This window comes from Pseudomonas sp. BF-RE-25, from assembly GCF_019956105.1.
GTDB classification, from domain to species: domain Bacteria; phylum Pseudomonadota; class Gammaproteobacteria; order Pseudomonadales; family Pseudomonadaceae; genus Aquipseudomonas; species Aquipseudomonas migulae.
This window is the reverse complement of sequence record NZ_JAHBDB010000021.1, coordinates 1-22,287: the sequence shown is the minus strand read 5'-3', so window position 1 is coordinate 22,287 and position 22,287 is coordinate 1. Positions and strand designations below refer to the sequence as shown.

21 protein-coding genes are annotated in these 22,287 nt (G+C 60.1%); 12 read left to right on the top strand and 9 right to left on the bottom strand.

The genetic code is table 11. The annotated features are described in order from the left end of the window. Positions 1–3: 3 nt before the first annotated feature. Positions 4–708 carry a trehalose operon repressor gene (gene treR, locus KGB24_RS11245; RefSeq protein WP_192420129.1) on the bottom strand — a complete coding sequence of 235 codons (705 nt, stop codon included), beginning with the start codon at positions 706–708 and terminating at the stop codon, positions 4–6. A 238-nt stretch (positions 709–946) separates the two neighbouring features. Here treR and treP point away from each other — a divergent pair, with 238 nt between their 5' ends. The 7 genes from treP to tadA all read left to right on the top strand — a co-directional run bounded on the left by treP (position 947) and on the right by tadA (position 10,291). Continuing rightward, on the top strand, positions 947–2,389 hold the full coding sequence (gene treP, locus KGB24_RS11240; protein ID WP_223415444.1) for a PTS system trehalose-specific EIIBC component: 1,443 nt from the start codon (positions 947–949) through the stop codon (positions 2,387–2,389). A gap of 35 nt (positions 2,390–2,424) precedes the next feature. Then, positions 2,425–4,074 carry an alpha,alpha-phosphotrehalase gene (treC, locus tag KGB24_RS11235; RefSeq protein ID WP_223415443.1) on the top strand — a complete coding sequence of 550 codons (1,650 nt, stop codon included), beginning with the start codon at positions 2,425–2,427 and terminating at the stop codon, positions 4,072–4,074. Between the two features lie 104 nt (positions 4,075–4,178). Next, positions 4,179–5,402, top strand: coding sequence for a maltoporin (locus tag KGB24_RS11230; protein WP_223415442.1), 1,224 nt, complete (start codon positions 4,179–4,181; stop codon positions 5,400–5,402). Positions 5,403–5,464: 62 nt separating this feature from the next. After that, positions 5,465–7,999, top strand: a complete 2,535-nt coding sequence (ptsP, locus tag KGB24_RS11225; protein ID WP_223415441.1) for a phosphoenolpyruvate--protein phosphotransferase — start codon at positions 5,465–5,467, stop codon at positions 7,997–7,999. A gap of 2 nt (positions 8,000–8,001) precedes the next feature. Further along, positions 8,002–8,292, top strand: coding sequence for a PTS transporter subunit EIIB (locus KGB24_RS11220; protein WP_223415440.1), 291 nt, complete (start codon positions 8,002–8,004; stop codon positions 8,290–8,292). A gap of 125 nt (positions 8,293–8,417) precedes the next feature. Continuing rightward, positions 8,418–9,794: a multicopper oxidase family protein gene (locus tag KGB24_RS11215; RefSeq protein ID WP_192228449.1), complete on the top strand. Its 1,377-nt coding sequence runs from the start codon at positions 8,418–8,420 to the stop codon at positions 9,792–9,794. Next, positions 9,794–10,291 carry a tRNA adenosine(34) deaminase TadA gene (gene tadA / locus KGB24_RS11210; protein WP_008042399.1) on the top strand — a complete coding sequence of 166 codons (498 nt, stop codon included), beginning with the start codon at positions 9,794–9,796 and terminating at the stop codon, positions 10,289–10,291. The genes KGB24_RS11215 and tadA overlap by 1 nt, the downstream gene beginning before the upstream one ends. A 125-nt stretch (positions 10,292–10,416) precedes the next feature. Here tadA and cmoB read toward each other — a convergent pair whose 3' ends face one another. The 7 genes from cmoB to KGB24_RS11175 all read right to left on the bottom strand — a co-directional run bounded on the left by cmoB (position 10,417) and on the right by KGB24_RS11175 (position 17,321). Further along, positions 10,417–11,373 (bottom strand): tRNA 5-methoxyuridine(34)/uridine 5-oxyacetic acid(34) synthase CmoB, encoded by a 957-nt coding sequence (cmoB, locus tag KGB24_RS11205; protein WP_223415439.1) that lies wholly within the window; start codon positions 11,371–11,373, stop codon positions 10,417–10,419. Continuing rightward, positions 11,370–12,149 carry a carboxy-S-adenosyl-L-methionine synthase CmoA gene (cmoA, locus tag KGB24_RS11200; RefSeq protein ID WP_177318187.1) on the bottom strand — a complete coding sequence of 260 codons (780 nt, stop codon included), beginning with the start codon at positions 12,147–12,149 and terminating at the stop codon, positions 11,370–11,372. Before cmoA ends, cmoB begins: the two co-directional genes overlap by 4 nt. A 152-nt stretch (positions 12,150–12,301) precedes the next feature. After that, a complete protein-coding gene (locus KGB24_RS11195) occupies positions 12,302–12,937 on the bottom strand; it encodes a lysoplasmalogenase (protein WP_223415438.1) in 636 nt (211 codons plus the stop codon). A 2-nt stretch (positions 12,938–12,939) separates the two neighbouring features. Beyond that, entirely contained in the window at positions 12,940–13,332 is a 393-nt protein-coding gene (locus KGB24_RS11190) for a protease inhibitor I42 family protein (protein WP_223415437.1), read from the bottom strand. A gap of 218 nt (positions 13,333–13,550) precedes the next feature. Beyond that, positions 13,551–15,968 (bottom strand): endopeptidase La, encoded by a 2,418-nt coding sequence (gene lon / locus KGB24_RS11185; protein ID WP_223415436.1) that lies wholly within the window; start codon positions 15,966–15,968, stop codon positions 13,551–13,553. Positions 15,969–16,214: 246 nt separating this feature from the next. After that, positions 16,215–16,718, bottom strand: a complete 504-nt coding sequence (locus KGB24_RS11180; protein ID WP_008025576.1) for a murein L,D-transpeptidase family protein — start codon at positions 16,716–16,718, stop codon at positions 16,215–16,217. Positions 16,719–16,769: 51 nt separating this feature from the next. After that, on the bottom strand, positions 16,770–17,321 hold the full coding sequence (locus KGB24_RS11175; RefSeq protein WP_008042386.1) for an NUDIX hydrolase: 552 nt from the start codon (positions 17,319–17,321) through the stop codon (positions 16,770–16,772). A gap of 147 nt (positions 17,322–17,468) precedes the next feature. Between KGB24_RS11175 and KGB24_RS11170 the strand changes: the two genes are divergently transcribed. The 5 genes from KGB24_RS11170 to purT all read left to right on the top strand — a co-directional run bounded on the left by KGB24_RS11170 (position 17,469) and on the right by purT (position 20,735). Further along, positions 17,469–18,068, top strand: a complete 600-nt coding sequence (locus tag KGB24_RS11170; RefSeq protein WP_008025581.1) for a CoA pyrophosphatase — start codon at positions 17,469–17,471, stop codon at positions 18,066–18,068. Between the two features lie 54 nt (positions 18,069–18,122). Next, complete coding sequence (locus KGB24_RS11165; protein WP_008025583.1) at positions 18,123–18,647, top strand: gamma carbonic anhydrase family protein; 525 nt, start codon at positions 18,123–18,125, stop codon at positions 18,645–18,647. Next, the gene (locus KGB24_RS11160) at positions 18,644–18,859 is read left to right on the top strand and encodes a DUF1289 domain-containing protein (protein WP_223415435.1); all 216 of its coding nucleotides are present in this window, start codon (positions 18,644–18,646) and stop codon (positions 18,857–18,859) included. Before KGB24_RS11165 ends, KGB24_RS11160 begins: the two co-directional genes overlap by 4 nt. A gap of 126 nt (positions 18,860–18,985) precedes the next feature. Next, complete coding sequence (locus tag KGB24_RS11155) at positions 18,986–19,453, top strand: VUT family protein (protein WP_223415434.1); 468 nt, start codon at positions 18,986–18,988, stop codon at positions 19,451–19,453. 100 nt (positions 19,454–19,553) lie between these two features. Then, complete coding sequence (purT, locus tag KGB24_RS11150) at positions 19,554–20,735, top strand: formate-dependent phosphoribosylglycinamide formyltransferase (RefSeq protein ID WP_223415433.1); 1,182 nt, start codon at positions 19,554–19,556, stop codon at positions 20,733–20,735. A 114-nt stretch (positions 20,736–20,849) separates the two neighbouring features. On the opposite strand, the gene KGB24_RS11145 is transcribed toward purT, so the two are convergent. Next, positions 20,850–22,166 (bottom strand): MFS transporter, encoded by a 1,317-nt coding sequence (locus tag KGB24_RS11145; RefSeq protein WP_223415432.1) that lies wholly within the window; start codon positions 22,164–22,166, stop codon positions 20,850–20,852. Positions 22,167–22,287: the final 121 nt, after the last annotated feature.

Below are 22,287 nucleotides of genomic sequence, written 5' to 3'. Positions count from 1 at the left end.
GGGTCAGCGCCGTGCCACATCCGAAAAGTAGAACTTGTCGAGGGTGTGCCGTGATTCCGTGTACTCGAACTGCCGGCCGTCCTGCAGAAACGTATGGTTGCTGACCACGATCACATGGCTCTGGCCGTCGAGGTCGAGGTGTTGCTGGTCGTCCTTGCTGCGGGGCACGGCTTCGATGGTTCGCTGGGCGTAGGCGATTTGCAGTTGCAAGGTCTGTTCGATGAAGGCGTAGATCGAGTGTTCGGCGATGTCCCGCGATAGTCCGGGGATCACGTCGCTGACGAAATGGTTGATGTCGAGGATCACTCGTTTTCCATCGATCCGCCGTACGCGTTTGATCCTCGTGATCAGGCTGCCTTCTTCAGCCTTGATATGTTCCAGCAGCGCACCTTCGAGAGGGATCTGGCTGAACTCGACCACTTCGGTGCTGACGTTGTTGCCCAGTCGCGGATAGGTTTCCTGAAAGCTGACGATGCCGCCCAACTGAAATTCGATCGGGTCGGTCGACAACACAAAGGTGCCTTTCCCGTGGACTTTCTGGGCGAACCCGCGCTCCTGTAATTGCTCGATGGCCTTGCGCACGGTGCCGCGACTGGCCTGGTAGCTGTCCATCAGTTCGGTTTCGGAGGGCAACCGGGCGCCGCGCTCCAGACGTTCGGTCGTGATGCTGGCAAGCAGATCGCTGTAGATCTGGTTGTATTTACTCATGGGGATGGCTCTGTGCCGCAATGTGCTCAAGGTTTCGAACCTTAAGGGCAGGGTAGGGGTTTGTCCATGCGGGTTTGGGTTTTCATCGTCTGAGAGGGTGGGAAAAATCGCCGCCGGTCGGGTGACAAGTAAACAATTTCAAACTCGTCTGTACGAGTTGTTGATTTAACTCGTACAGACGAGTACTTTTCGCTTCGGCGTGCTGCCAATAACAAAAAACCACAGCGGAAAAACAAGCATGAGCCACGACTATCCGAACATCGTCAGCGAGCTGCTGCAAAGCCTCGGTGGCAGCGACAACCTCGAGCAAGCCGCGCATTGCGTCACACGCCTGCGCCTTGCCCTCAAGGACCCGAGCCGGGTCAACAGTGCCACGCTGAACCAGATTGACCTGGTCAAAGGCTCATTCTTTACCGGCGGCCTGTTCCAGGTGGTCATCGGTCCTGGCGAGGTGGAGAAGGTTTACGCAGAGCTGCGCCATCAAACCGGTCTTGCCGCGTCAACAATCGCCGACGTTAAACAGAAAAGCGCCGACAAGATAAACGCCATGCAGCGTCTGGTGCGGGTGTTTTCCGATGTGTTCATGCCGATCCTGCCGGCGTTGATCATTGCGGGCCTGCTGATGGGCATCAATAACCTGATCGGCGCCAAGGGCATGTTCATCGAGGACCAGACCCTGCTGGACGCTTACCCCAAGCTTGACGGGCTCTGGAGCCTGATCAACCTGATGGCCAACACTTCGTTCGTGTTTCTGCCTGCGCTAGTGGGCTGGTCAGCAGCCAAGCGGTTTGGCGGCAGCGAAATCCTCGGCATTGTGCTCGGTCTGATGCTGGTTCATCCCGATCTGCTCAATGCCTGGAACTATGGCAAGGCAGTCGCAGGTCTCGACGGCCAGAGCCTGCCGTATTTCGACATCCTCGGTCTGTTCCAGATCGAAAAGGTCGGTTATCAGGGGCAGATCCTGCCCATCCTGCTGGCGGCATACGTGATGAGCGTCATCGAAAAATGGCTGCGGGCGAGAGTGCCTAATGCGGTGCAATTGCTGGTGGTGCCGATCACCACCATCGTGGTCACCGGCGTGCTGGCGCTGGCGGTCATTGGCCCGGTGACCCGGCATCTGGGGATTCTCATCACCGAAGGCGTGGTCACCCTGTTTGATCTGGCGCCGATGGTCGGCGGCGCGATCTTCGGCCTGCTTTACGCCCCCTTGGTGATCACCGGCATGCACCACATGTTTCTCGCGGTCGACTTGCAGCTGATCTCGACCCAGGGCGGTACTTTCATCTGGCCGATGATCGTCATGTCCAACCTCGCCCAAGGCAGCGCGGCGCTCGCGGTGTTCTACATGACCCGTAATGCGCGGGACAAGTCCATGGCGTCGACCTCAGCGATTTCGGCCTATTTCGGCATCACCGAACCGGCGATGTTCGGGGTCAACCTGCGCTACAAATTTCCGTTTTACGCCGCACTGATTGGCTCGGCGCTGGGGGGCATCTTCCTGTCGATGAACAAGGTCCAGGCCTCGGCCATCGGTGTCGGCGGTTTGCCCGGATTTATCTCGATCATTCCGCAGTTCATCCCGATGTTTGTGATCGGGATGATCATCGCCATGGTCGTGCCGTTTGTTTTGACCTGTGGGTTGAGCATGAAGATTGTTCGGCCTGGGTATCGGGTCGCCTGATAGATCGCTATCGCAGTTCAAGAAGGAATACAGCCATGCAAGACTGGCAACGTTCGGTGATCTACCAGATCTACCCGAAGAGTTTTTACAGCCACGCAGGCAATCCCACGGGTGATTTGCTCGGCGTCGTGGCCAAGCTCGACTACCTGCACTGGCTGGGCGTCGATTGCCTGTGGATCACGCCGTTCCTGCGTTCGCCCCAGCGTGACAACGGTTACGATATCAGCGATTACTACGCCATCGATCCGAGCTACGGCACCATGGCCGACTGTGAATTGCTGATCGCCGAGGCCGGCAAGCGCGGGATCAAGTTGATGCTCGATATCGTGGTCAACCACACCTCGATCGAGCACACCTGGTTCCAGCAGGCGCGCAGCAGTCTCGACAATCCGTATCGCGACTTCTACATCTGGCGCGATCAGCCCAATAACTGGGAGTCCAAATTTGGTGGTTCGGCATGGGAGTACGAGGCGCAGACCGGCCAGTATTTCCTGCACCTGTTCGATCACACTCAGGCCGACCTGAACTGGGACAACCCGAAGGTGCGCGCCGAAGTTTTCAAGATGATGAGATTCTGGCGGGATAAAGGTGTGGGCGGGTTCCGGCTGGATGTGATCAACCTGATCTCGAAACCGGCGGACTTTCCCGAGGACAATACCGACGGCCGACGCTTCTATACCGACGGGCCGAATGTTCACGAATACTTGCAGCAAATGCACCGCGAAGTGTTCGAAGGCCATGACCTGATCAATGTCGGCGAGATGTCGTCTACCAGTCTCGAACACTGTATTCGCTATTCGCGGCCGGGCTCCAAAGAGCTGTCGATGACCTTCAACTTCCATCACCTGAAAGTCGATTACCCGAACCTGCAAAAGTGGATTCGCGCCGATTTCGACTTCCTCGAGCTCAAGCGCATCCTCTCCGACTGGCAAACCGGCATGCAGGCCGGCGGCGGCTGGAATGCGCTGTTCTGGTGTAATCACGACCAACCTCGGGTGGTCTCGCGATTTGGTCATGACGGCGAGCACCGTGTGGTGTCGGCGAAGATGCTCGGCACCGCGCTGCATTTTCTCCAGGGCACGCCATTTGTGTATCAGGGGGAAGAGCTGGGTATGACCAATCCGGGCTTCGATCACATCGATCAATACCGCGACGTCGAGACCCTGAACATCTTCCGGCTCAAGCGCGAGGCGGGTGCGAGCGATGCCGACAACATGGCGGCGATCATGCAGAAGTCCCGTGACAACGGCCGTACGCCGATGCATTGGAATACCGGACCGAACGCCGGTTTCAGCTCTGTGCAACCCTGGATCGGCGTGCCGGCCAATTCGGCGCAGATCAACGTCGCCACTCAACTCGACGACCCGGATTCAGTGCTGCATCACTACCGCCAGTTGATCAATTTGCGGCGTACCGAAGTGCTGATATCCGACGGTGTTTACCGTCAGCTGTTGCCTGAGCACGCGCAAGTTTGGGCTTATGTACGGGAAGGAAGCGGCGAACGGTTGCTGGTATTGAACAACTTTTACGGGACGCCTTGCGAAGTTGAATTGCCGGATGCAGTGATCGCTGAATTCATGACTCAGCGCTTGGTCATCAGCAACTATGCGGACTGTCCGCCGCGAAATCGGCAGGTGTTTTTACGACCGTATGAGTCGTTTGTCTTGCACTTGACTGACCACTGACCCCTCACAAAAAAACACCGTTTCAAAAACACGCAGAACGCTGCGCGGGGGAGTTTTGCGCGCCGATTTTGCTGCAGCACACAATAAAAATAATGGAGTGTTTCTTGAAAACAACAATAAATCGCGGCCTTGCAGCCGCTGGCATTTGCCTGGCGTTGCCACTGACGGCCCATGCGCTGGAGTTCGGCGGTTACCTGCGCAGCGGCGTCGGTACGTCGGTCAACAGTGGTAAACAACAGTGTTTCCAACTGCCCGGAGCACAGACCAAATACCGCCTCGGTAACGAGTGCGAGCAATATGGGGAACTGGAACTTCGTCAGGACTTGTACACGCTGGATGACGGTTCGGTGCTAAGTGTCGATGGCATGGCCTCACTGTATAACCAGTACGACAAGGACCTGACGTTCAATGGCGACAACGGCTCGGTGCGCTTGCCGCAGCTGTACGCGCAATGGTCGAACATGCCTGGCCTCAACGGCGGTTCGCTGTGGGCCGGTCGCCGCTATTACAAACGGAACGACATCCACATTTCCGACTTTTACTACTGGAACCAGAGCGCCACCGGCGGCGGCATCGAGGACGTGCTGATCGGAGATCTGAAATACAGCTACGCCTTTTCGCGCAAGGACAACCTGTACCAGAAGGATTACATCAATCGTCACGATTTCAACGTTGCCGGTTTCAACACTAACCCCGGCGGTGAGCTGGAGTTTGGCCTGAGCTACATCGACAAACCCGACAGCCGCGACGCTCATCGTGGCTGGGCGATTACCACCCAGCATGTGCAAAAAGGATTTCTGGGTGGCAAGAACAAACTCGCGTTTCAGTACGGTGAAGGGCCGGGCACCGGGTTGGGCTATACCGGTAACGTGAAGCTGGATGACAGCAATAAAAGCTACCGGGTGGTGGAGTTCTTCGACTGGCAGGTGACGCCCCGGTTTGGCGGGCAGGTCGAGGCGGTTTACCAGAAGGATATTCGCCCCGACGGATCAGACCAGAACTGGATTTCCCTGGGCGTTCGGCCGGCCTACGCGATTAGCGAGCAGTTCAAACTGGTGACCGAGCTGGGTCACGATCAGGTCGAAGCCACAGGTGGCACGCGCAAGCTGAGCAAGTTCACCTTTGCCCCGACCTGGTCACCCAAGGGCCCTGAATTCTGGGCGCGGCCCGAAGTGCGCTTGTATTACACCTATGCCAGCTGGAACGAGGCGGCCAAGCGTGCGGCCAATGAACTGGCAGCGGGTTCAGCGTTGTCCGACACCGGAGCCTTCGGCACGGCGCGACACGGTGCGAACGTCGGATTGCAGGTCGAGTACTGGTGGAAATAAGCGATGCTGTCGGAGCGTCGCGCTCCATCGGCACTTCAAAGAACAGAACAGCAGGTGAAGTCATGGCCACACCCCAACAATTGCAGCTTCACGCACCCCTGTCCGGCGTATTGATGCCCTTGGACCTTGTGCCCGATCGAGTTTTTTCCAGCCGGATCATCGGCGATGGGCTATGCATCGATCCGACGTCAACAACGTTGTGCGCGCCGCTGGCGGGGGTTGTCAGCAATGTGCAGGCCAGTGGGCATGCGGTCAGCATCACCGATGAAAATGGCGTGCAGGTGTTGATGCACATTGGGCTCGACACGGTGAACCTTGCAGGAAAGGGGTTCACGCGGTTGGTGGAGGAGGGGCAGCAGGTTGACGTCGGGCAGTCGCTGATTGAGTTCGATGCTGATTTTGTTGCGTTGAATGCACGCAGCCTGCTGACCTTGATGCTGGTGGTCAGCGGTGAGCCGTTCACTTGGCTGACGGCGGAAACCGGGTGGGTAGACAGTGGTCAGCCATTGCTGGGTTTGAATTCTGTCGAGCTGACAACGGATGAGTCTGTGGCTAAAGAGGGCGAGGCGCTGTTCTCCAAACCGGTGACGTTGCCCAACCCGAACGGCTTGCACGCCCGTCCTGCGGCGGTGTTCGCCCAAGCGGCGAAAGGTTTCTCGGCGAGCATTCACCTGCATAAACAGCAGGAGAGTGCGAATGCGAAATCCCTGGTGGCGATCATGGCATTGCAGACCGTTCACGATGATGTTGTGCAAGTCAGTGCGGTCGGCCCGGATGCTGAGGCGGCGATCAAGGCACTGGCCGAGCTGCTGACCGCCGGATGCGGCGAGACCGTGCCCGTGACGGCGGATGTTGCCCCGCAGCCCTTGGAGGCATCATCGCCCAAGGTGCTGCGTGGGGTATGTGCTTCGGCGGGTTCGGCATTTGGCCAAGTGGTACAGATCGCCGAGCAGGTCCTTGATGTCAGCGAATGGGGTGAGAGTTCGCGGGTTGAGCGCGATCACCTGTCCGCAGCGTTGACCGAGGCAATTTCAGCGTTGCAGCAGATGCGTGATAACGCCACGGGCGATGCTCAGGCAGAGATCTTCAGGGCGCATCAGGAACTGCTCGAAGACCCGGGTTTGTTGGAGGTGGCTCATGTGCTGATCGACGAAGGCAAAAGCGCCGGATTCGCCTGGCGTGCGGCCACCGGGTCGACGGCAACCTTATTCAAAAGCCTGGGCAATGCGCTGCTGGCCGAACGAGCGGCAGACCTGGCCGATGTCAGTCAGAGAGTGCTCAAGTTGCTACTCGGCGTTCGGGACCGCGAGCTGGAGTTGCCTGAAGGCGCCATTCTGATTGCTGAACAACTGACACCGTCCCAGACCGCCGGGCTCGATACCCGTAAGGTGCTGGGGTTTGCCACGGTCGGCGGTGGCGCCACCAGCCATGTCGCGATCCTGGCGCGGGCGTTCGGTTTGCCGGCGATCTGTGGGTTACCGGTGCAAGTGCTGGCGCTGGTCAACGGCACCCAGGTGTTGCTCGATGCCGATAAGGGGGAGTTGCAGCTCGACCCGGATCTGGCCGCCATTGAAGAACTTCAAGCCAGGCGCGCGCTTGCGCAGCAACGTCAGCACCGTGAGTTGGCGCAGGCGTCACTGGCTGCCTGTACTCGCGACGGACATCATGTCGAGGTGACAGCCAACATCGCTTCGCTGGCTGAAGCCGAACAGGCTATGGCGCTGGGAGGCGCGGGTGTTGGTTTGCTGCGTTCGGAGTTTCTATATCTGGATCGCCATCATGCGCCTAGCCAGGACGAGCAGGCCTCCACCTACAGCGCCATCGCCCGAGCTCTCGGGCCTGCGCGTAATCTGGTGGTGCGCACGCTGGATGTTGGCGGTGACAAGCCTTTGGCCTATGTCCCGATGGACAGTGAAACCAACCCCTTTCTGGGCGTGCGCGGGATTCGTCTGTGCCTGGAGCGTCCGCAGCTGTTGCGCGATCAATTCAAGGCAATCCTGAGCTGTGCGGGACTGACGCGTTTGCACATCATGCTGCCGATGGTGACGCAGCTGTCGGAGTTGCGCGTGGCTCGTCAACTGCTCGAAGAGGAGGCGCTGGCCCTGGGCCTCACGGAACTGCCGAAGCTGGGGATCATGATCGAGGTGCCAGCAGCGGCACTGATGGCTGATCTGTTTGCGCCCGAAGTGGATTTTTTCTCCATCGGCACCAATGACCTGACCCAATACACCTTGGCCATGGACCGCGATCATCCGCGGCTGGCCAGTCAGGCTGACAGTTTTCATCCTGCGGTGCTGCGATTGATCGCCAGCACCGTGAAAGCCGCCCATAGCCACGGCAAATGGGTGGGCGTGTGCGGCGCCCTGGCCTCCGAAACCCTGGCCACGCCGCTTTTGCTGGGGCTGGGCGTGGATGAGTTGTCGGTGAGCGTGCCGTTGATTCCGGCGGTCAAAGCGGCGGTTCGCACAGTGGACCTGGTGGATTGCCAGGCCATCGCCCAAAAGATCCTTAGTCTGGAAAGTGCCGGGCAAGTACGCGAGGTCTTGAGGCTGTATCGCGACGCGACGGTCGAAACTTCACTGGTTATGGAGAACTGAACATGTTCGAGAAAATGCAGCGAGCGTTCTGGAAAGCCTTGACGCCGGATCTGATCGTGGATGAACCGAAGGTGGCTGCGCCATCGGGGCCTGGCCTGGCAGCGAATGTGGTGGCCGCGTTGGGTGGTGTGGATAACCTCAAGTCGCAGCAGCCTGTGGCGCTGACCCGGGTTCGGGTGGAATTGCGCGATGTGGGGCGGATGAATCGACAGGCTTTGAATCTGGCAGGTGTGCCAGGCGTCATGATGCTGGAGGGCGGCGTGGTGCACCTGATCACTGGCCTTCAGCCATAACCGATCCCTCGCCACAGATGATGTGCGTCTCTCGGTCGCCCTTACCGTTTCTCAACCGCAGGTGTATCGTATTCGCCTTTTCCAGGTCTCCAGACCTGTCGCTGATACGTGAGGTAGTTGAGTTCATGTCCTTTACCCGTCGCCAAATCCTCGGTGGCCTGGCCGGTCTTGTTGTCGTTGGCGTCGGTGCGGGGGGCGCGTCGCGTTACTGGCTGGGCAAGATGGCCGATGCCGATGCGGGCCACGACTATGAGCTGATTGCGGCGCCGCTGGACGTCGAGCTGGTGGCCGGGCACAAGACCCAAGCCTGGGCGTTCGGCCCGTCGGCGCCGGGTACCGAGTTGCGCGTGCGTCAGGGCGAATGGCTGCGGGTGCGGTTCATCAACCATTTGCCGGTGGCGACCACCATTCACTGGCACGGCATCCGCCTGCCGCTGGAAATGGATGGCGTGCCCTACGTCTCGCAGTTGCCGGTGCTGCCGGGTGAATACTTCGACTACAAATTCCGCGTACCCGATGCCGGCAGCTATTGGTATCACCCGCATGTGAACAGCAGCGAAGAACTGGGCCGAGGCCTGGTGGGGCCGCTGATTGTCGAAGAGCGCGAGCCGACCGGTTTCAAGTACGAGAAAACCTTGAGCCTCAAGAGCTGGCATGTCGACGAGGTGGGCAATTTCGTCGAGTTCAGCATTCCCCGGGAAGCGGCCCGGGGCGGCACGGCGGGGCGTCTGGCGACGATCAATGGTGTGCCGCAAGCGGTCATCGATTTGCCGGCCGGGCAGATCACTCGCGTGCGCCTGCTCAATCTCGATAACACCTTGACCTATCGCCTCAACATTCCCGGTGTCGAGGCGCAGATCTACGCGTTGGACGGCAATCCCGTCGAGCCACGTCCGTTGGGCAAGGAATACTGGCTTGGGCCGGGCATGCGCATTTGCCTGGCAATCAAGGCACCTGCGGCCGGTGAAGAATTATCCCTGCGCAACGGCCCGGTACGTTTGGGCACGTTCCGCTCAGTGGCGAACACCGATGCCCCAACCGAGTGGCCGCCCGCGCTGCCCGCCAACCCGGTGGCCGAGCCGGACCTGGCCAATGCCGAGAAACTCAACTTCAATTTCGAATGGGTGGGTTCTGTCTCGGTGAACGTCGACAACGGCCGGCCGCCGAGCCTGTGGCAGATCAACGGCAAGGCCTGGGACATCACCGACAAGACCTGCGCCGACCGCCCGATTGCCAAGCTTGAGAAGGGCAAGAGCTACATTTTCGAATTGAAGAACATGACTCAGTACCAGCACCCGATTCACCTGCATGGCATGAGCTTCAAGGTCATTGCCTCGAACCGGCACAAGGTCATCCCGTATTTCACCGACACTTATTTGCTGGGCAAGAACGAGCGCGCGCAAGTGGCGCTGGTGGCGGATAACCCTGGGGTGTGGATGTTCCATTGCCATGTGATCGACCACATGGAAACCGGCCTGATGGCCGCGATCGAGGTGGCGTGATGCGTCAGATTCGTCCCGCCGCAATCATCGACCGCAGCCGTGATCGTGACTTCATGCGCGAAGCGCTGGCGCTGGCCGCACAAGGCGCTGCGCTGGGTGAAGTGCCGGTGGGCGCGGTGTTGGTGCAGGACGGTGAAATCATCGGCCGTGGCTTCAATTGCCCGATCAGCGGCAACGACCCGAGCGCGCATGCCGAGATGGTCGCGATCCGCGCGGCGGCATTGGCCGCCAGCAATTATCGCCTGCCGGGCAGTACGCTGTACGTGACGCTTGAGCCGTGCAGCATGTGCGCCGGGCTGATCGTGCATTCGCGCATTGCGCGGGTGGTGTACGGCGCGCTGGAGCCCAAGGCGGGGATTGTGCAGAGTCAGGGGCAGTTCTTTACCCAGGGCTTTTTGAATCACCGGGTGTTGTATGAAGGTGGGGTGTTGGCCGAGGAATGCGGGGCTGTTTTGAGCGAATTCTTCAAGGCCCGGCGCGCCAAGCCCGCAGACTGAACACCAAACCACTGTGGGAGCGAGCCTGCTCGCGATGAGGGCCTGACAGTCAACGATGATGTTGAATGACAGACCGCTATCGCGAGCAGGCTCGCTCCCACAGGTTTATTCAGTGTTTGCGGAATTTATTTGCGGGCGACGATGACGGCACGCATCGGCGCCGGCAGCCCTTCAATCGTCTTGCTGTGATCCTCGGGATCGAGGAAATCACTCAACGACTGATACTTCATCCACTCCGTGCCGCGCTGTTCCTCGACGGTCGTCACGCTGACATCCACGCACTTCACGTCCGTGAAACCGGCACGCCGCAACCAGAGCATCAGCGCTGGCACCGATGGCAAGAACCACACGTTACGCATCTGCGCATAACGGTCTTCCGGCACCAGCACCTGCTGTTGATCACCTTCGATCACCAGCGTCTCCAGCACCAGTTCGCCGCCCTTGACCAGGCAATCCTTCAGCGCCAACAGATGCTCGATCGGCGAGCGGCGGTGGTAGAACACGCCCATGGAAAACACTGTGTCGAAGCCTTCGAGTTCCGGTGGCAGGTCTTCAAAAGGAAACGGCAGGTGCCAGGCATTCGGCTCGGACAAATAGCGCTGAACCGCCTGGAACTGACAGAAGAACAGCCAGTTCGGGTCGACGCCGATCACGCTGTCCGCGCCGGCACCAAGCATGCGCCACATGTAGTAACCATTGCCGCAGCCAACATCGAGGATGCGTTTGCCCTTCAGGTCCAGATGCGGCGCGACGCGCGACCATTTCCAGTCCGAGCGCCATTCGGTGTCGACGTGCACACCAAACAGATTGAACGGGCCTTTGCGCCACGGCGACAACCCCATCAATGCGGTACGCATTTGCGCGCGGGTCTCAGCGTCGCAATCGGTGTCCAGGGTCAGGCCGTTGAGCAGGTCGACTTCGCTCGGCTGGATCTTCGGCAAGGCGTCCAGCGCACTCTGCCAGCGCTCCAGGTCGCCGTGACCCTTTTCCATTTTCTTGTCGAGTTGCGCTTGCAGGGTGTTGGCCCATTCGGCCAGCGGTGTACCGGCCAGACGGCGGGCGAGGGGGGACAGATCAATCATGGCAAGGCAATCAACGAGGCAAAGTTAAGACACTGGAACCACGGCACGACTTTCGAGAACCCGGCGGCCAGCAGGCGCTCACGGTGTTCTTCGAGGCTGTCGGGCTTCATGACGTTTTCGATGGCGCTGCGCTTCTGGGCGATTTCCAGTTCGCTGTAGCCGTTGGCGCGCTTGAACGCGACGTGCAGGTCGGTGAGCAGCGCGTGTTCTTCGGGGTCGTTGAAGCGCAGCTTTTCCGAGAGGATCAACGCACCGCCAGGCAGCAGCGATTGACGGATGCGACTCAGCAACGCGGTGCGCTGCTCGGGAGCGATGAATTGCAACGTGAAGTTCAGCGCCACCACCGAGGCTGGCTGAAAGTCGAGGGCGAGGATGTCGCCTTCGATCACTTCCACCGGCAGTAACTCCTGAAACATCGAATCCTGACCGTTGAGGTATTCGCGGCAGCGTTCGACCATCGCCGCCGAGTTATCCACAGCGATGACGCGGCAGCCGTCGGTGCGCACGTGACGGCGCAACGCCTGGGTCACGGCGCCGAGGGACGAGCCGAGGTCGTAGAGCACGCTGTTGGGCTGGGCGAATTGCGCGGCGAGCACGCCGAGGTTTTCGACAATGGTCGGATAACCTGGCACCGAGCGCTTGATCATGTCCGGGAACACCCGCACCACGTCCTCGTTAAAGGCGAAGTCGGGCACCTGGGCCAAAGGCTGGGCGAAAAGGCGATCGGGTTCTTTGCTCACGGCGGTTCCAGCGGCGTATGTGGAAAAGGCCGGCATTTTAGCCAACTTGGCGCGGGGATGCGCGGGTTGTCTGATAAAGCGGTGGGCAGGCTTTTAGATATTCGTGTTCAGGGACATTGCTTCGCGAGCAGGCTCGCTCCTACAGGGATTGCGGTGAACCTGTGGGAGTGAGCCTGCTCGCGATGAATTCAGCGCGGTTTCGGACCGAACGCCGAGGCGGTGATGCCCCACTGCCCCAACCAATAGCTGAGGATGATCACATAAGGCGCGGCATCGAATGGCGCAACAAACCGGTTGATGCCAATCACGCTATCTGAAAACACAAACGCCAGCGCTCCGCCAGCCGCCAGCAGCGCAGAGCGTTTCGGTACATCGGTGCCCAGGCGAGCCAGTGCCCGCCAAAGCATGGCGCTGATGGCCAGACCGTAGACGATCACCGGGATCAGCAATGGGCCCAGACCATTGGCAATCAAAATCCCCAACAGCATCGCGCCGACACTCAGCGCGAGGATCAACGGCAACACCGCCAACCGCCGGCAATCACTCAAATACGCTTTCAGATAGGCAAGGTGCGCGACCAAAAACGCCCCGAGGCCGAACACAAACAAATCCCCCGGCCACGCGAGCAACACATCGCCCAGCAGGGAAAAGATCAAACCCAGGCTGATCCAGCGTCGATACTCGCTGGGCGGTGCATCGTGCAGCCAGCCGAGCAAGGCCAGCACGGGCAACGGTTTGACCAGCAGGCAGAGCAGCGCGGCGTGCACGCTCAGGCCGTAAAGAAAGGTCACCGCGCCCATCAGCGCCAGAATCAGCCAGCCCATGATCAGTTAACCGAGATCGCGCAGTCGAAGGTTTCCACCGCCGGCACTTCCGGCGCCCAGGGTTGTTGCGAAGTCAGGCGCAAGCGTCCGTCACCGTGTGCGAATGCCTGGAAACGCCAGGTAGAAACACCAGCAGCACCGACGACGCCAGCATCTTCCGGATTTCGATAGACCTCTGGCCCTAACGCGCGCAACACGCCACCGGCCGAATCCTGGATTGCCCAGCGATAGCCCGTGGTCGGGTTGCTCGGCAGGGTCAGGATCAGGTTTTGCCCGTTATGCAGTTGCACGGGGCATTCGCTTTGTTTTTCCACGGTCACGTTCTGTTTCGGTTGCGTGGCGCACGCGGCCAGCAAGGCGAGGGCGAGGGGGACAAACAGGCGGGTGGGGGACATGAGGTCAGTGGCTCCGGCATTCACGACGAACGGCGAGCATAACTGAAGATGAGACAAAGTGTGACAGCGGCGGGAAGTGATGTCGGTAGCGCCGACGACATCGCCAGCAAGCCGGCTCCTACAGAGGACCTGTGTCGGTCACAAAAATGTGAACGACACAAAACCCTTGTAGGAGCCGGCTTGCTGGCGATAGCGTTGGTGCAGCCACAACATGACTATCAGAACAACACCTTCGCCACATCCGCAAAACGCTTGGCAAAGTGCACGGTAATCCCTTCCTTCAGGTAATCCGGCAATTCATCAAAACTCCCACGATTCGGCTCCGGCAGAATCAATTCAAAGATCTTCTGCCGCCGCGCCGCAATCACCTTCTCGCGCACTCCGCCAATCGGCAAAACATGCCCGGTCAGCGTCAGTTCGCCGGTCATGGCCACGCCTTTTTTCGGCGGCTGGTTTCGTGCAAGCGAGAGCAGGGCACTGGCCATGGTCACGCCGGCGCTCGGGCCGTCTTTCGGGGTGGCGCCTTCCGGTACGTGCAGGTGCACAAAGGCTTCGTCGAAGAACTTCGGATCGCCGCCAAACGACTTCAGATTCGAACTGACGTAACTGTAGGCAATTTCCGCCGACTCTTTCATCACGTCGCCCAGTTGCCCGGTGAGTTTGAAGCCACGGTTGAGCGTGTGAATCCGCGTCGCTTCGATCGGCAAAGTTGCGCCGCCCATGCTGGTCCAGGCCAGGCCAGTGATCACGCCGGTACCGGACAGCACTTGTTCGTTGCGGAACACCGGATGGCCCAACGATGCTTCGAGGTCCTTCGGCGCAATTTTGATCACCGCTTTCGGCTCGTCGATCAGCTTCACCACGGCTTTGCGCACCAGTTTGCCCAGTTGTTTTTCCAACTGTCGCACCCCGGCTTCACGGGCGTAACCGTCGATCAACGCCTTCAACGCACTGTCGCTGATGCTCAGACTGCCTTTGGATACGCCAGCCTTCTCAAGTTGCTTGGGCCACAGGTGGCGCTTGGCGATGGCGATTTTTTCTTCGGTGATGTAACCCGACAGGCGAATCACTTCCATCCGGTCGAGCAACGGGCCAGGGATTGAATCGAGGGTGTTGGCGGTGCAGACGAACAGCACTTTCGACAGGTCCATCCGCAGATCGAGGTAGTGATCGAGGAATTCGACGTTCTGTTCCGGGTCGAGGGTTTCCAGCAGCGCCGAGGCCGGGTCGCCCTGGTAGCTCTGGCCCATCTTGTCGATTTCGTCGAGCATGATCACCGGGTTCATCACTTCGACGTCTTTCAACGCTTGCACGAGTTTGCCCGGCATCGCACCAATGTAGGTGCGGCGGTGGCCCTTGATCTCTGCTTCGTCGCGCATGCCGCCGAGGCTGAAGCGGTAGAACGGCCGGCCCAAGGATTCGGCGATGGATTTGCCGACGCTGGTTTTACCCACGCCCGGCGGACCGACCAACAGCACGATGGAACCGCTGATCTCGCCTTTATAGGCCCCGACCGCGAGGAATTCGAGGATGCGGTCCTTGATGTCATCGAGGCCGGCATGGTGCTTGTCCAGCACCTTGCGGGCGTGCTTGAGGTCGAGTTTGTCCTCGCCGTACACACCCCACGGCACCGAGGTGGCCCAGTCGAGGTAGTTGCGCGTGACCGCGTACTCCGGCGATCCGGTCTCGAGGATCGACAGCTTGTTCATTTCCTCTTCGATGCGTTTCTGCGCCTGCGTCGACAACACCTTGCCGACCAGGCGTTGTTCGAACTGCTCGATGTCGGCGCTGCGGTCATCCTTGGTCAGACCCAGCTCTTGCTGGATGACTTTTAACTGTTCTTTGAGGAAGAACTCGCGCTGATGCTCGCCGATCTTGCGGTTAACTTCGGCGGAAATTTCTTTTTGCAGTCGCGCAACTTCAACTTCCTTGCGCAGCATCGGCAGGACTTTTTCCATGCGCTTGAGCATCGGCACGCAGTCGAGCACTTCTTGCAGCTCGCTGCCGGTCGCCGAAGTCAGGGCGGCGGCGAAGTCGGTCAGCGGTGATGGATCGTTGGGGCTGAAACGGTTGAGGTAGTTCTTCAGCTCTTCGCTGTACAGCGGGTTGAGCGGCAGCAGTTCCTTGATCGCGTTGATCAGCGCCATGCCGTAGGCCTTGACCTCGTCGGTCGGCTCGGTCGGCTGATGCGGGTACTCGACTTCCACCAGGTACGGCGGGCGATGGTGCTTGAGCCAGGTCTTGAGGCGTACGCGGGTCAGGCCCTGGGCGACGAATTGCAGTTTGCCGTTTTCACGACTGGCGTGGTGCACCTTGACCAGCGTGCCGTAGAGCGGCAGGGCCGAGGTGTCGAAATGGCGCGGGTCTTCCTGGGGCGTGTCCATGTAGAACAGGGCCAGGGAGTGATGATCGGATTTGCTCACCAGATCCAGCGTTTCAGCCCACGGTTCTTCATTGACGATCACCGGCAGCACTTGGGCCGGGAAGAACGGGCGATTGTGGATCGGGATGATGTAGACCTTGTCCGGCAGGTTCTGGCCGGGCAGGGCGAGGCCTTTGCCGGTGGAGTGGTGCGGGGCGTTTTCGGGGTCGGCGTAGTCGCTCGGGTCTTCGGGGAATTCTTGCTGGTCGCTCATGGGGCACCTGCGCAATGGGGTATGGGTCTTAGATGGGGCAGGTGGGGGGTGGTTTCAATGGCAGGAGGGTTTTCGTAACGTGTGTTCAGGTTCTGGACAGGGGTGGAGATTTTTGGCGTCTGTCCGGGCCTCATCGCTGGCAAGCCAGCTCCTACAGGGTATGCGTAACTTTGTAGGAGCTGCGATGCGGCGACCCGACTTGCCGGCGATAGCGGACTGTCAGGAGGCGACAATCCCGCGGTGGGATTACGGGCGGATTTCGATCATCGTGCCGTCCGGCACCAGGCCCCATACCTCGCGCATGTCCATGTTGCGCATGGCGATGCAGCCGTCGGTCCAGTCCAGGGTGTGGAACAGGTTTTCAGGGTTTTCTTCGGTGTCCGGCGTACCGTGGATCATGATCATGCCGCCGGGCTCGACACCTTCGCGCCGGGCGCGCGCAGAGTCGCTGATGTTCGGGTAGGAGATGTGCATCGCCAGGTTGAATTTATCGCTGACCTTGCGCCAGTCCAGCCAATAGAAACCTTCAGGCGTGCGTTTGTCGCCTTCCATCAGTTTCGGCCCCTTGGGGCGTTTGCCCAGGGAGATGCGGTAGGTCTTCAACGGCTTGCCGTCGTTGATCAATTGCAATTGGTGGGCGGACTTGAGAACCAGGACTTTGTCGATGACTTTGCCGTCCAGCGTTTCCGCAACGGAAGCCTGGGAGATAGCGACGAACGACAAGCAAAACAGGGCAAGCAACCAGCGCATTGAAACGATATCCCTAAGAGGTGTCGCGGCTATTTTATTTATAGATGTTTTTTAGGTGATGGCAGGCTGAGCAAGCGGCGGGATCGACTCGGATCTCACGGGGTAGACCTCGGTCCGCCGGTCAGCGAAGAAGCATTCTAAGGTACGGCCCACCGTGCGGAAAGCCAGGTCGGACCACGGGATGTCGGCTTCGTCGAAAAGTGCCACTTCCAGGCTCTCGGGGCCGGCGGAAAAATCCAGGTCCACCAGCTCTGCGCGAAAGAACACATGCACCTGACTGATGTGCGGCACATCGATCAACGTATAGATGCTCAAGTTGCGCACCCGCGCGCAGGCTTCTTCGGCCGTTTCGCGAATGGCCGCCTGCTCGATGGTTTCACCGTTCTCCATGAAACCGGCGGGCAGGGTCCAGTAACCGAGCCGTGGCTCGATGGCGCGCCGGCACAGCAACACTTTCGAGCCCCAGGTCGCCACGCAGCCGGCGACGATATTGGGGTTCTGGTAGTGAATCGCCTGACAGCTGTCACAGACAAAACGCAGACGCGAATCGCCTTCGGGAATGCGCTGGGTGACCGGGTTGCCGCACTGACTGCAAAATTTCATGCTTGGGTTCCTGAATGCTGCGCCTATCTTGGCGTGCGGCGGTGTCTGTCGGCAAGTTGTCGTTTAGCGACACTCCGCAGTTCGGGGGCTTGGGCGGTCGGTGTGATTGGTGCATGATGCGAAGTAGCGAATAAATCGAGAAGACTCATGCTGGACGAGCTACTGCATCGAGTAAGCAACCACATCCCACGCACACTGGAAACCGACAAGCGTTTCCCGGAGGCCGCGGTTCTGGTGCCCATCACTCGCAGTGATGAACCGGAACTGGTTCTGACCCTGCGCGCCAGCGGGCTCTCGACCCATGGCGGCGAAGTGGCCTTCCCCGGCGGACGCCGCGACCCGGAAGACCCGGACCTGATTTTCACCGCGCTACGCGAGGCCGAAGAAGAAATCGGCCTGCCGCCGGGGCTGGTCGAAGTGATCGGGCCGTTGAGCCCGCTGATTTCCCTGCACGGCATCAAGGTCACGCCTTATGTCGGCGTGATCCCGGATTTTGTCGAGTACCTGGCCAACGACGCCGAGATCGCTGCGGTGTTCAGCGTTCCCCTGGAATTCTTCCGCAAAGACCCGCGTGAACATACCCATCGCATCGATTACCAGGGCCGCAGCTGGTACGTGCCGAGTTATCGTTATGGCGAATACAAGATCTGGGGCCTGACCGCGATCATGATCGTCGAGTTGATCAACTTGCTCTATGACGCCAAAATCAGCCTGCACCAGCCGCCCAAGAGTTTTATCAACACCTGAAGCCATCGCTCGTATGGCGTGAAACCGCTGCTGCCTGAGCCTGAGGACAACACGATGAAATACCGCCTGGGCGACGCCCGCGTCGACACCCATCCGCAGAGCTGGGTTGCCCCCAACGCCGTGCTGGTGGGCAAGGTCAAACTGGAAGAGGGCGCCAACGTCTGGTTCAACGCCGTGTTGCGTGGCGACAACGAACTGATCCTGATCGGCAAGAACAGCAACGTCCAGGACGGCACCGTGATGCACACTGACATGGGCTACCCGCTGACCATCGGCACCGGCGTGACCATCGGCCACAACGCCATGCTCCACGGCTGCACCGTCGGTGACTACAGCCTGATCGGTATTAATGCAGTGATCCTCAACGGCGCAAAAATCGGCAAGAACTGCATCATCGGCGCCAACTCGCTGATCGGCGAAGGCAAGGAGATTCCGGACGGTTCGCTGGTCATGGGCTCACCCGGCAAGGTGGTGCGCGAGCTGACCGAGCCGCAGAAAAAAATGCTCGAGGCCAGCGCTGCGCACTATGTGCATAACTCCCAGCGTTATGCCCGCGATCTGGCAGAGCAGGAAGAATGAACACGCCCGAACGCCCGGTGCTATCGCCCTGCGTGAACATTTGTGCGCTGGACGACGATGACATCTGCACCGGGTGCCAGCGCACCGTGGCGGAAATCACGGGCTGGAGCCGGATGAGTAATGACGAGCGCCGAACGGTCCTGGGACTGTGTCACGAACGGGCGAAATCCAGCGGGTTGATCTGGATGATTGGTAACAAGTCCGACAATTGATCGCGTTCCCTGTAGGAGCGAGCCTGCTCGCGAAGAACCAGAGAGCACCGCAGCACATCCGGTTTTTCGCGTTATCGTTAACGACCATCGCGAGCAAGCTCGCTCCTACAGGAATCCCCACGCCACATGCTCTTCCTGATCGCCTACATCAGCAGCGTCGTGCTGATCAACTACGCCTTTTCCACCGCGCCGCACCTGGACGTCATCTGGTCCGCCTGGGGCGGTTTGGTCTTTGTCCTGCGCGACATGGTGCAAACCCGTTTCGGCCACGGTGCAATCGCGGCAATGCTGGCAGCGCTGGTGCTGTCCTATGTCACCTCCGATCCGTCCATCGCCCTTGCCAGCGCCACCGCGTTCGCGGTCTCCGAATGCATCGACTGGCTGGTGTTCAGCATCACCAAACGCCCGCTGCACGACCGTCTGTGGATAAGTTCGGCCCTGAGCATTCCCCTCGATACCTTCATCTTCTTCGGCATGATCGACGCCTTCACCCCGGCCGTGATCCTCACCGCCATGGGCTCTAAGTTCGCCGGCGTGACCGCCGTGTGGCTGATCATGGCGTGGCGCTTGCGCAAACTGGCCATCGCCGGCTGAAGCCAAACCCTCAGGTTCATGTAAAATGCCGCGCTTTCTCCCCATGGGAAGCGTGCCAGGCACAGCGACCCTCGATGATCCGCTCCTTTGAGGACCTGAGATGACCCGTATCGGAACTCCATTGTCGCCAACCGCGACCCGCGTATTGATGTGTGGCTGTGGTGAGTTGGGCAAGGAAGTGGTGATCGAGCTGCAACGCCTGGGCGTTGAAGTGATTGCCGTTGACCGTTACGCCAACGCGCCGGCCATGCAAGTCGCTCACCGCAGCCACGTGATCAACATGCTCGACGGCGCTGCCCTGCGTGCCGTGATCGAAGCCGAGAAGCCGCATTTCATCGTGCCGGAAATCGAAGCCATCGCCACCGCGACCCTGGTCGAACTGGAAGCCGAAGGCTTCACCGTGATCCCGACTGCACGCGCCGCGCAACTGACCATGAACCGTGAAGGCATCCGTCGCCTGGCCGCTGAAGAGCTGGACCTGCCGACCTCGCCGTACCACTTTGCCGACACCTTCGAGGATTACAGCAAAGCCGTTCAGGACCTGGGCTTCCCGTGCGTGGTCAAGCCGGTGATGAGTTCGTCGGGCAAGGGCCAGAGCCTGTTGCGCAGCGTCGATGACGTGAAAACCGCGTGGGATTACGCGCAAGAAGGCGGTCGTGCCGGTAAAGGTCGGGTGATCGTCGAGGGCTTCATCGACTTCGATTACGAAATCACCTTGCTGACTGTGCGCCACGTTGGCGGCACCACGTTCTGCGCGCCGGTCGGTCACCGTCAGGAGAAGGGCGACTATCAGGAATCCTGGCAGCCACAAGCCATGAGCCCGGTTGCCCTGGCGGAATCCGAGCGTGTGGCCAAGGCGGTCACCGAAGCCTTGGGCGGTCGTGGTCTGTTTGGCGTCGAGTTGTTCATCAAAGGCGATCAGGTGTGGTTCAGCGAAGTCTCGCCACGCCCGCACGACACCGGCCTGGTGACCCTGATTTCTCAGGATCTGTCGCAGTTCGCATTGCACGCACGGGCCATTCTGGGGCTGCCGATTCCATTGATCCGTCAGTTCGCGCCTTCGGCTTCGGCGGTAATTCTGGTGGAAGGGCAGTCGACCCAGACGGCTTTCGCCAATCTCGGCGCGGCATTGAGCGAGCCAGACACGGCGTTGCGTCTGTTCGGCAAACCTGAAGTGAATGGTCAGCGCCGGATGGGTGTGGCGCTGGCGCGGGACGAGTCGATCGAAGCTGCCCGTGCTAAAGCGACCCGCGCTTCTCAGTCTGTTGTGGTCGAGCTGTAAACCGAGGCGCGGCAATCGCTAGCAGGCTAGCTCCCACAGGGTTATTGGGCGGTCACAGATTTTGTGTACACCCAATAACCCTGTGGGAGCCAGCCTGCTGGCGATGCTTCTGGTTCAGGCCACCCGATTCAAGTCGTTGTGACGCGTCTCTTTCAGGCACAGCACCGCAATCAAACTCAGCACCGCCGCCCCCGACACATACCCGCCGACATAACTCAAACCACCCATCGCCACCAGCTTCTGAGCAAAGAACGGCGCCGCCGAGGCTCCGACAATGCCGCCCAGGTTGTAGGCCGCTGACGCGCCGGTATAACGCACGTGTGTCGGAAACAGCTCCGGCAGCAGCGCACCCATTGGTGCAAACGTCACGCCCATCAAAAACAGCTCGATGCACAGGAACAGCGCCACGCCCCAGGTCGAACCCTGGGTCAGCAGCGGCTCCATCAAGAACCCGGACAGAATCGCCAGCACGCCGCCGATGATCAGCACCGGTTTGCGCCCGTAACGGTCACTGGCCCAGGCCGATAACGGCGTCGCGGCGGCCATGAACAGCACCGCAAAACACAGCAGTGCGAGGAAGGTTTCGCGGGTGTAGCCCAGCGTCGACACGCCATAACTCAGTGAAAACACCGTCGAGATGTAGAACAGCGCGTAGCACACCACCATCGAACCGGCGCCCAGCAGCATCGGCGCCCAATGCTGGCTGAACAGCTCGACCAGCGGGATCTTCACTCGCTCCTGACGGGCCATGGCATTGGCGAACACCGGGGTTTCGTGCAGCTTGAGTCGCACGTACAGGCCGACCATCACCAGCGCGGCGCTGAGCAGGAACGGGATCCGCCAGCCCCACGAACGGAACTGTTCGTCGTCCAGCGTCATTGCCAGCGTCAAAAACAGCCCGTTGGCCGCGAGAAAGCCAATCGACGGACCAAGCTGCGGGAACATGCCGAACCAGGCGCGCTTGCCCTTGGGCGCGTTTTCCGTCGCCAGCAATGCCGCGCCGCCCCATTCGCCACCCAGGCCCAAACCCTGGCCGAAGCGCAGCACGCAGAGCAGGATCGGCGCCCAGGCCCCGATGCTGTCGTAACCCGGCAGCACGCCGATCAGCGTGGTGCACACGCCCATCAGCAGCAAAGAGGCGACCAGGGTCGATTTGCGCCCGATGCGGTCACCGAAGTGGCCGAACAGTGCCGAGCCCAGTGGCCTGGCGAGGAACGCGATGCCGAACGTGAGAAACGCCGAGAGCATCTGGGCCGTGCCGGAGGTCTGCGGAAAAAACACCGGACCGATCACCAGCGCGGCGGCAGTGGCGTACACGTAGAAGTCGTAGAACTCGATGGCGGTGCCGATGAAACTCGCGGTCGCCACGCGGGTGGCGGAGTTCGTCGGTTGCGCAGGCGTGGTTTCTGAATAGGTCGTGCTGGTAGTCATGCGGTAATCCCTGACAGTCATGTGCCCCAGTGGAGCGAATTATTATGGTCGAACACCCAGGGATGTGGGTTTGATGCGGGGGTGCGGGTAGCACGGGGGTGGGGCGGGGCTTGGGTAAGCG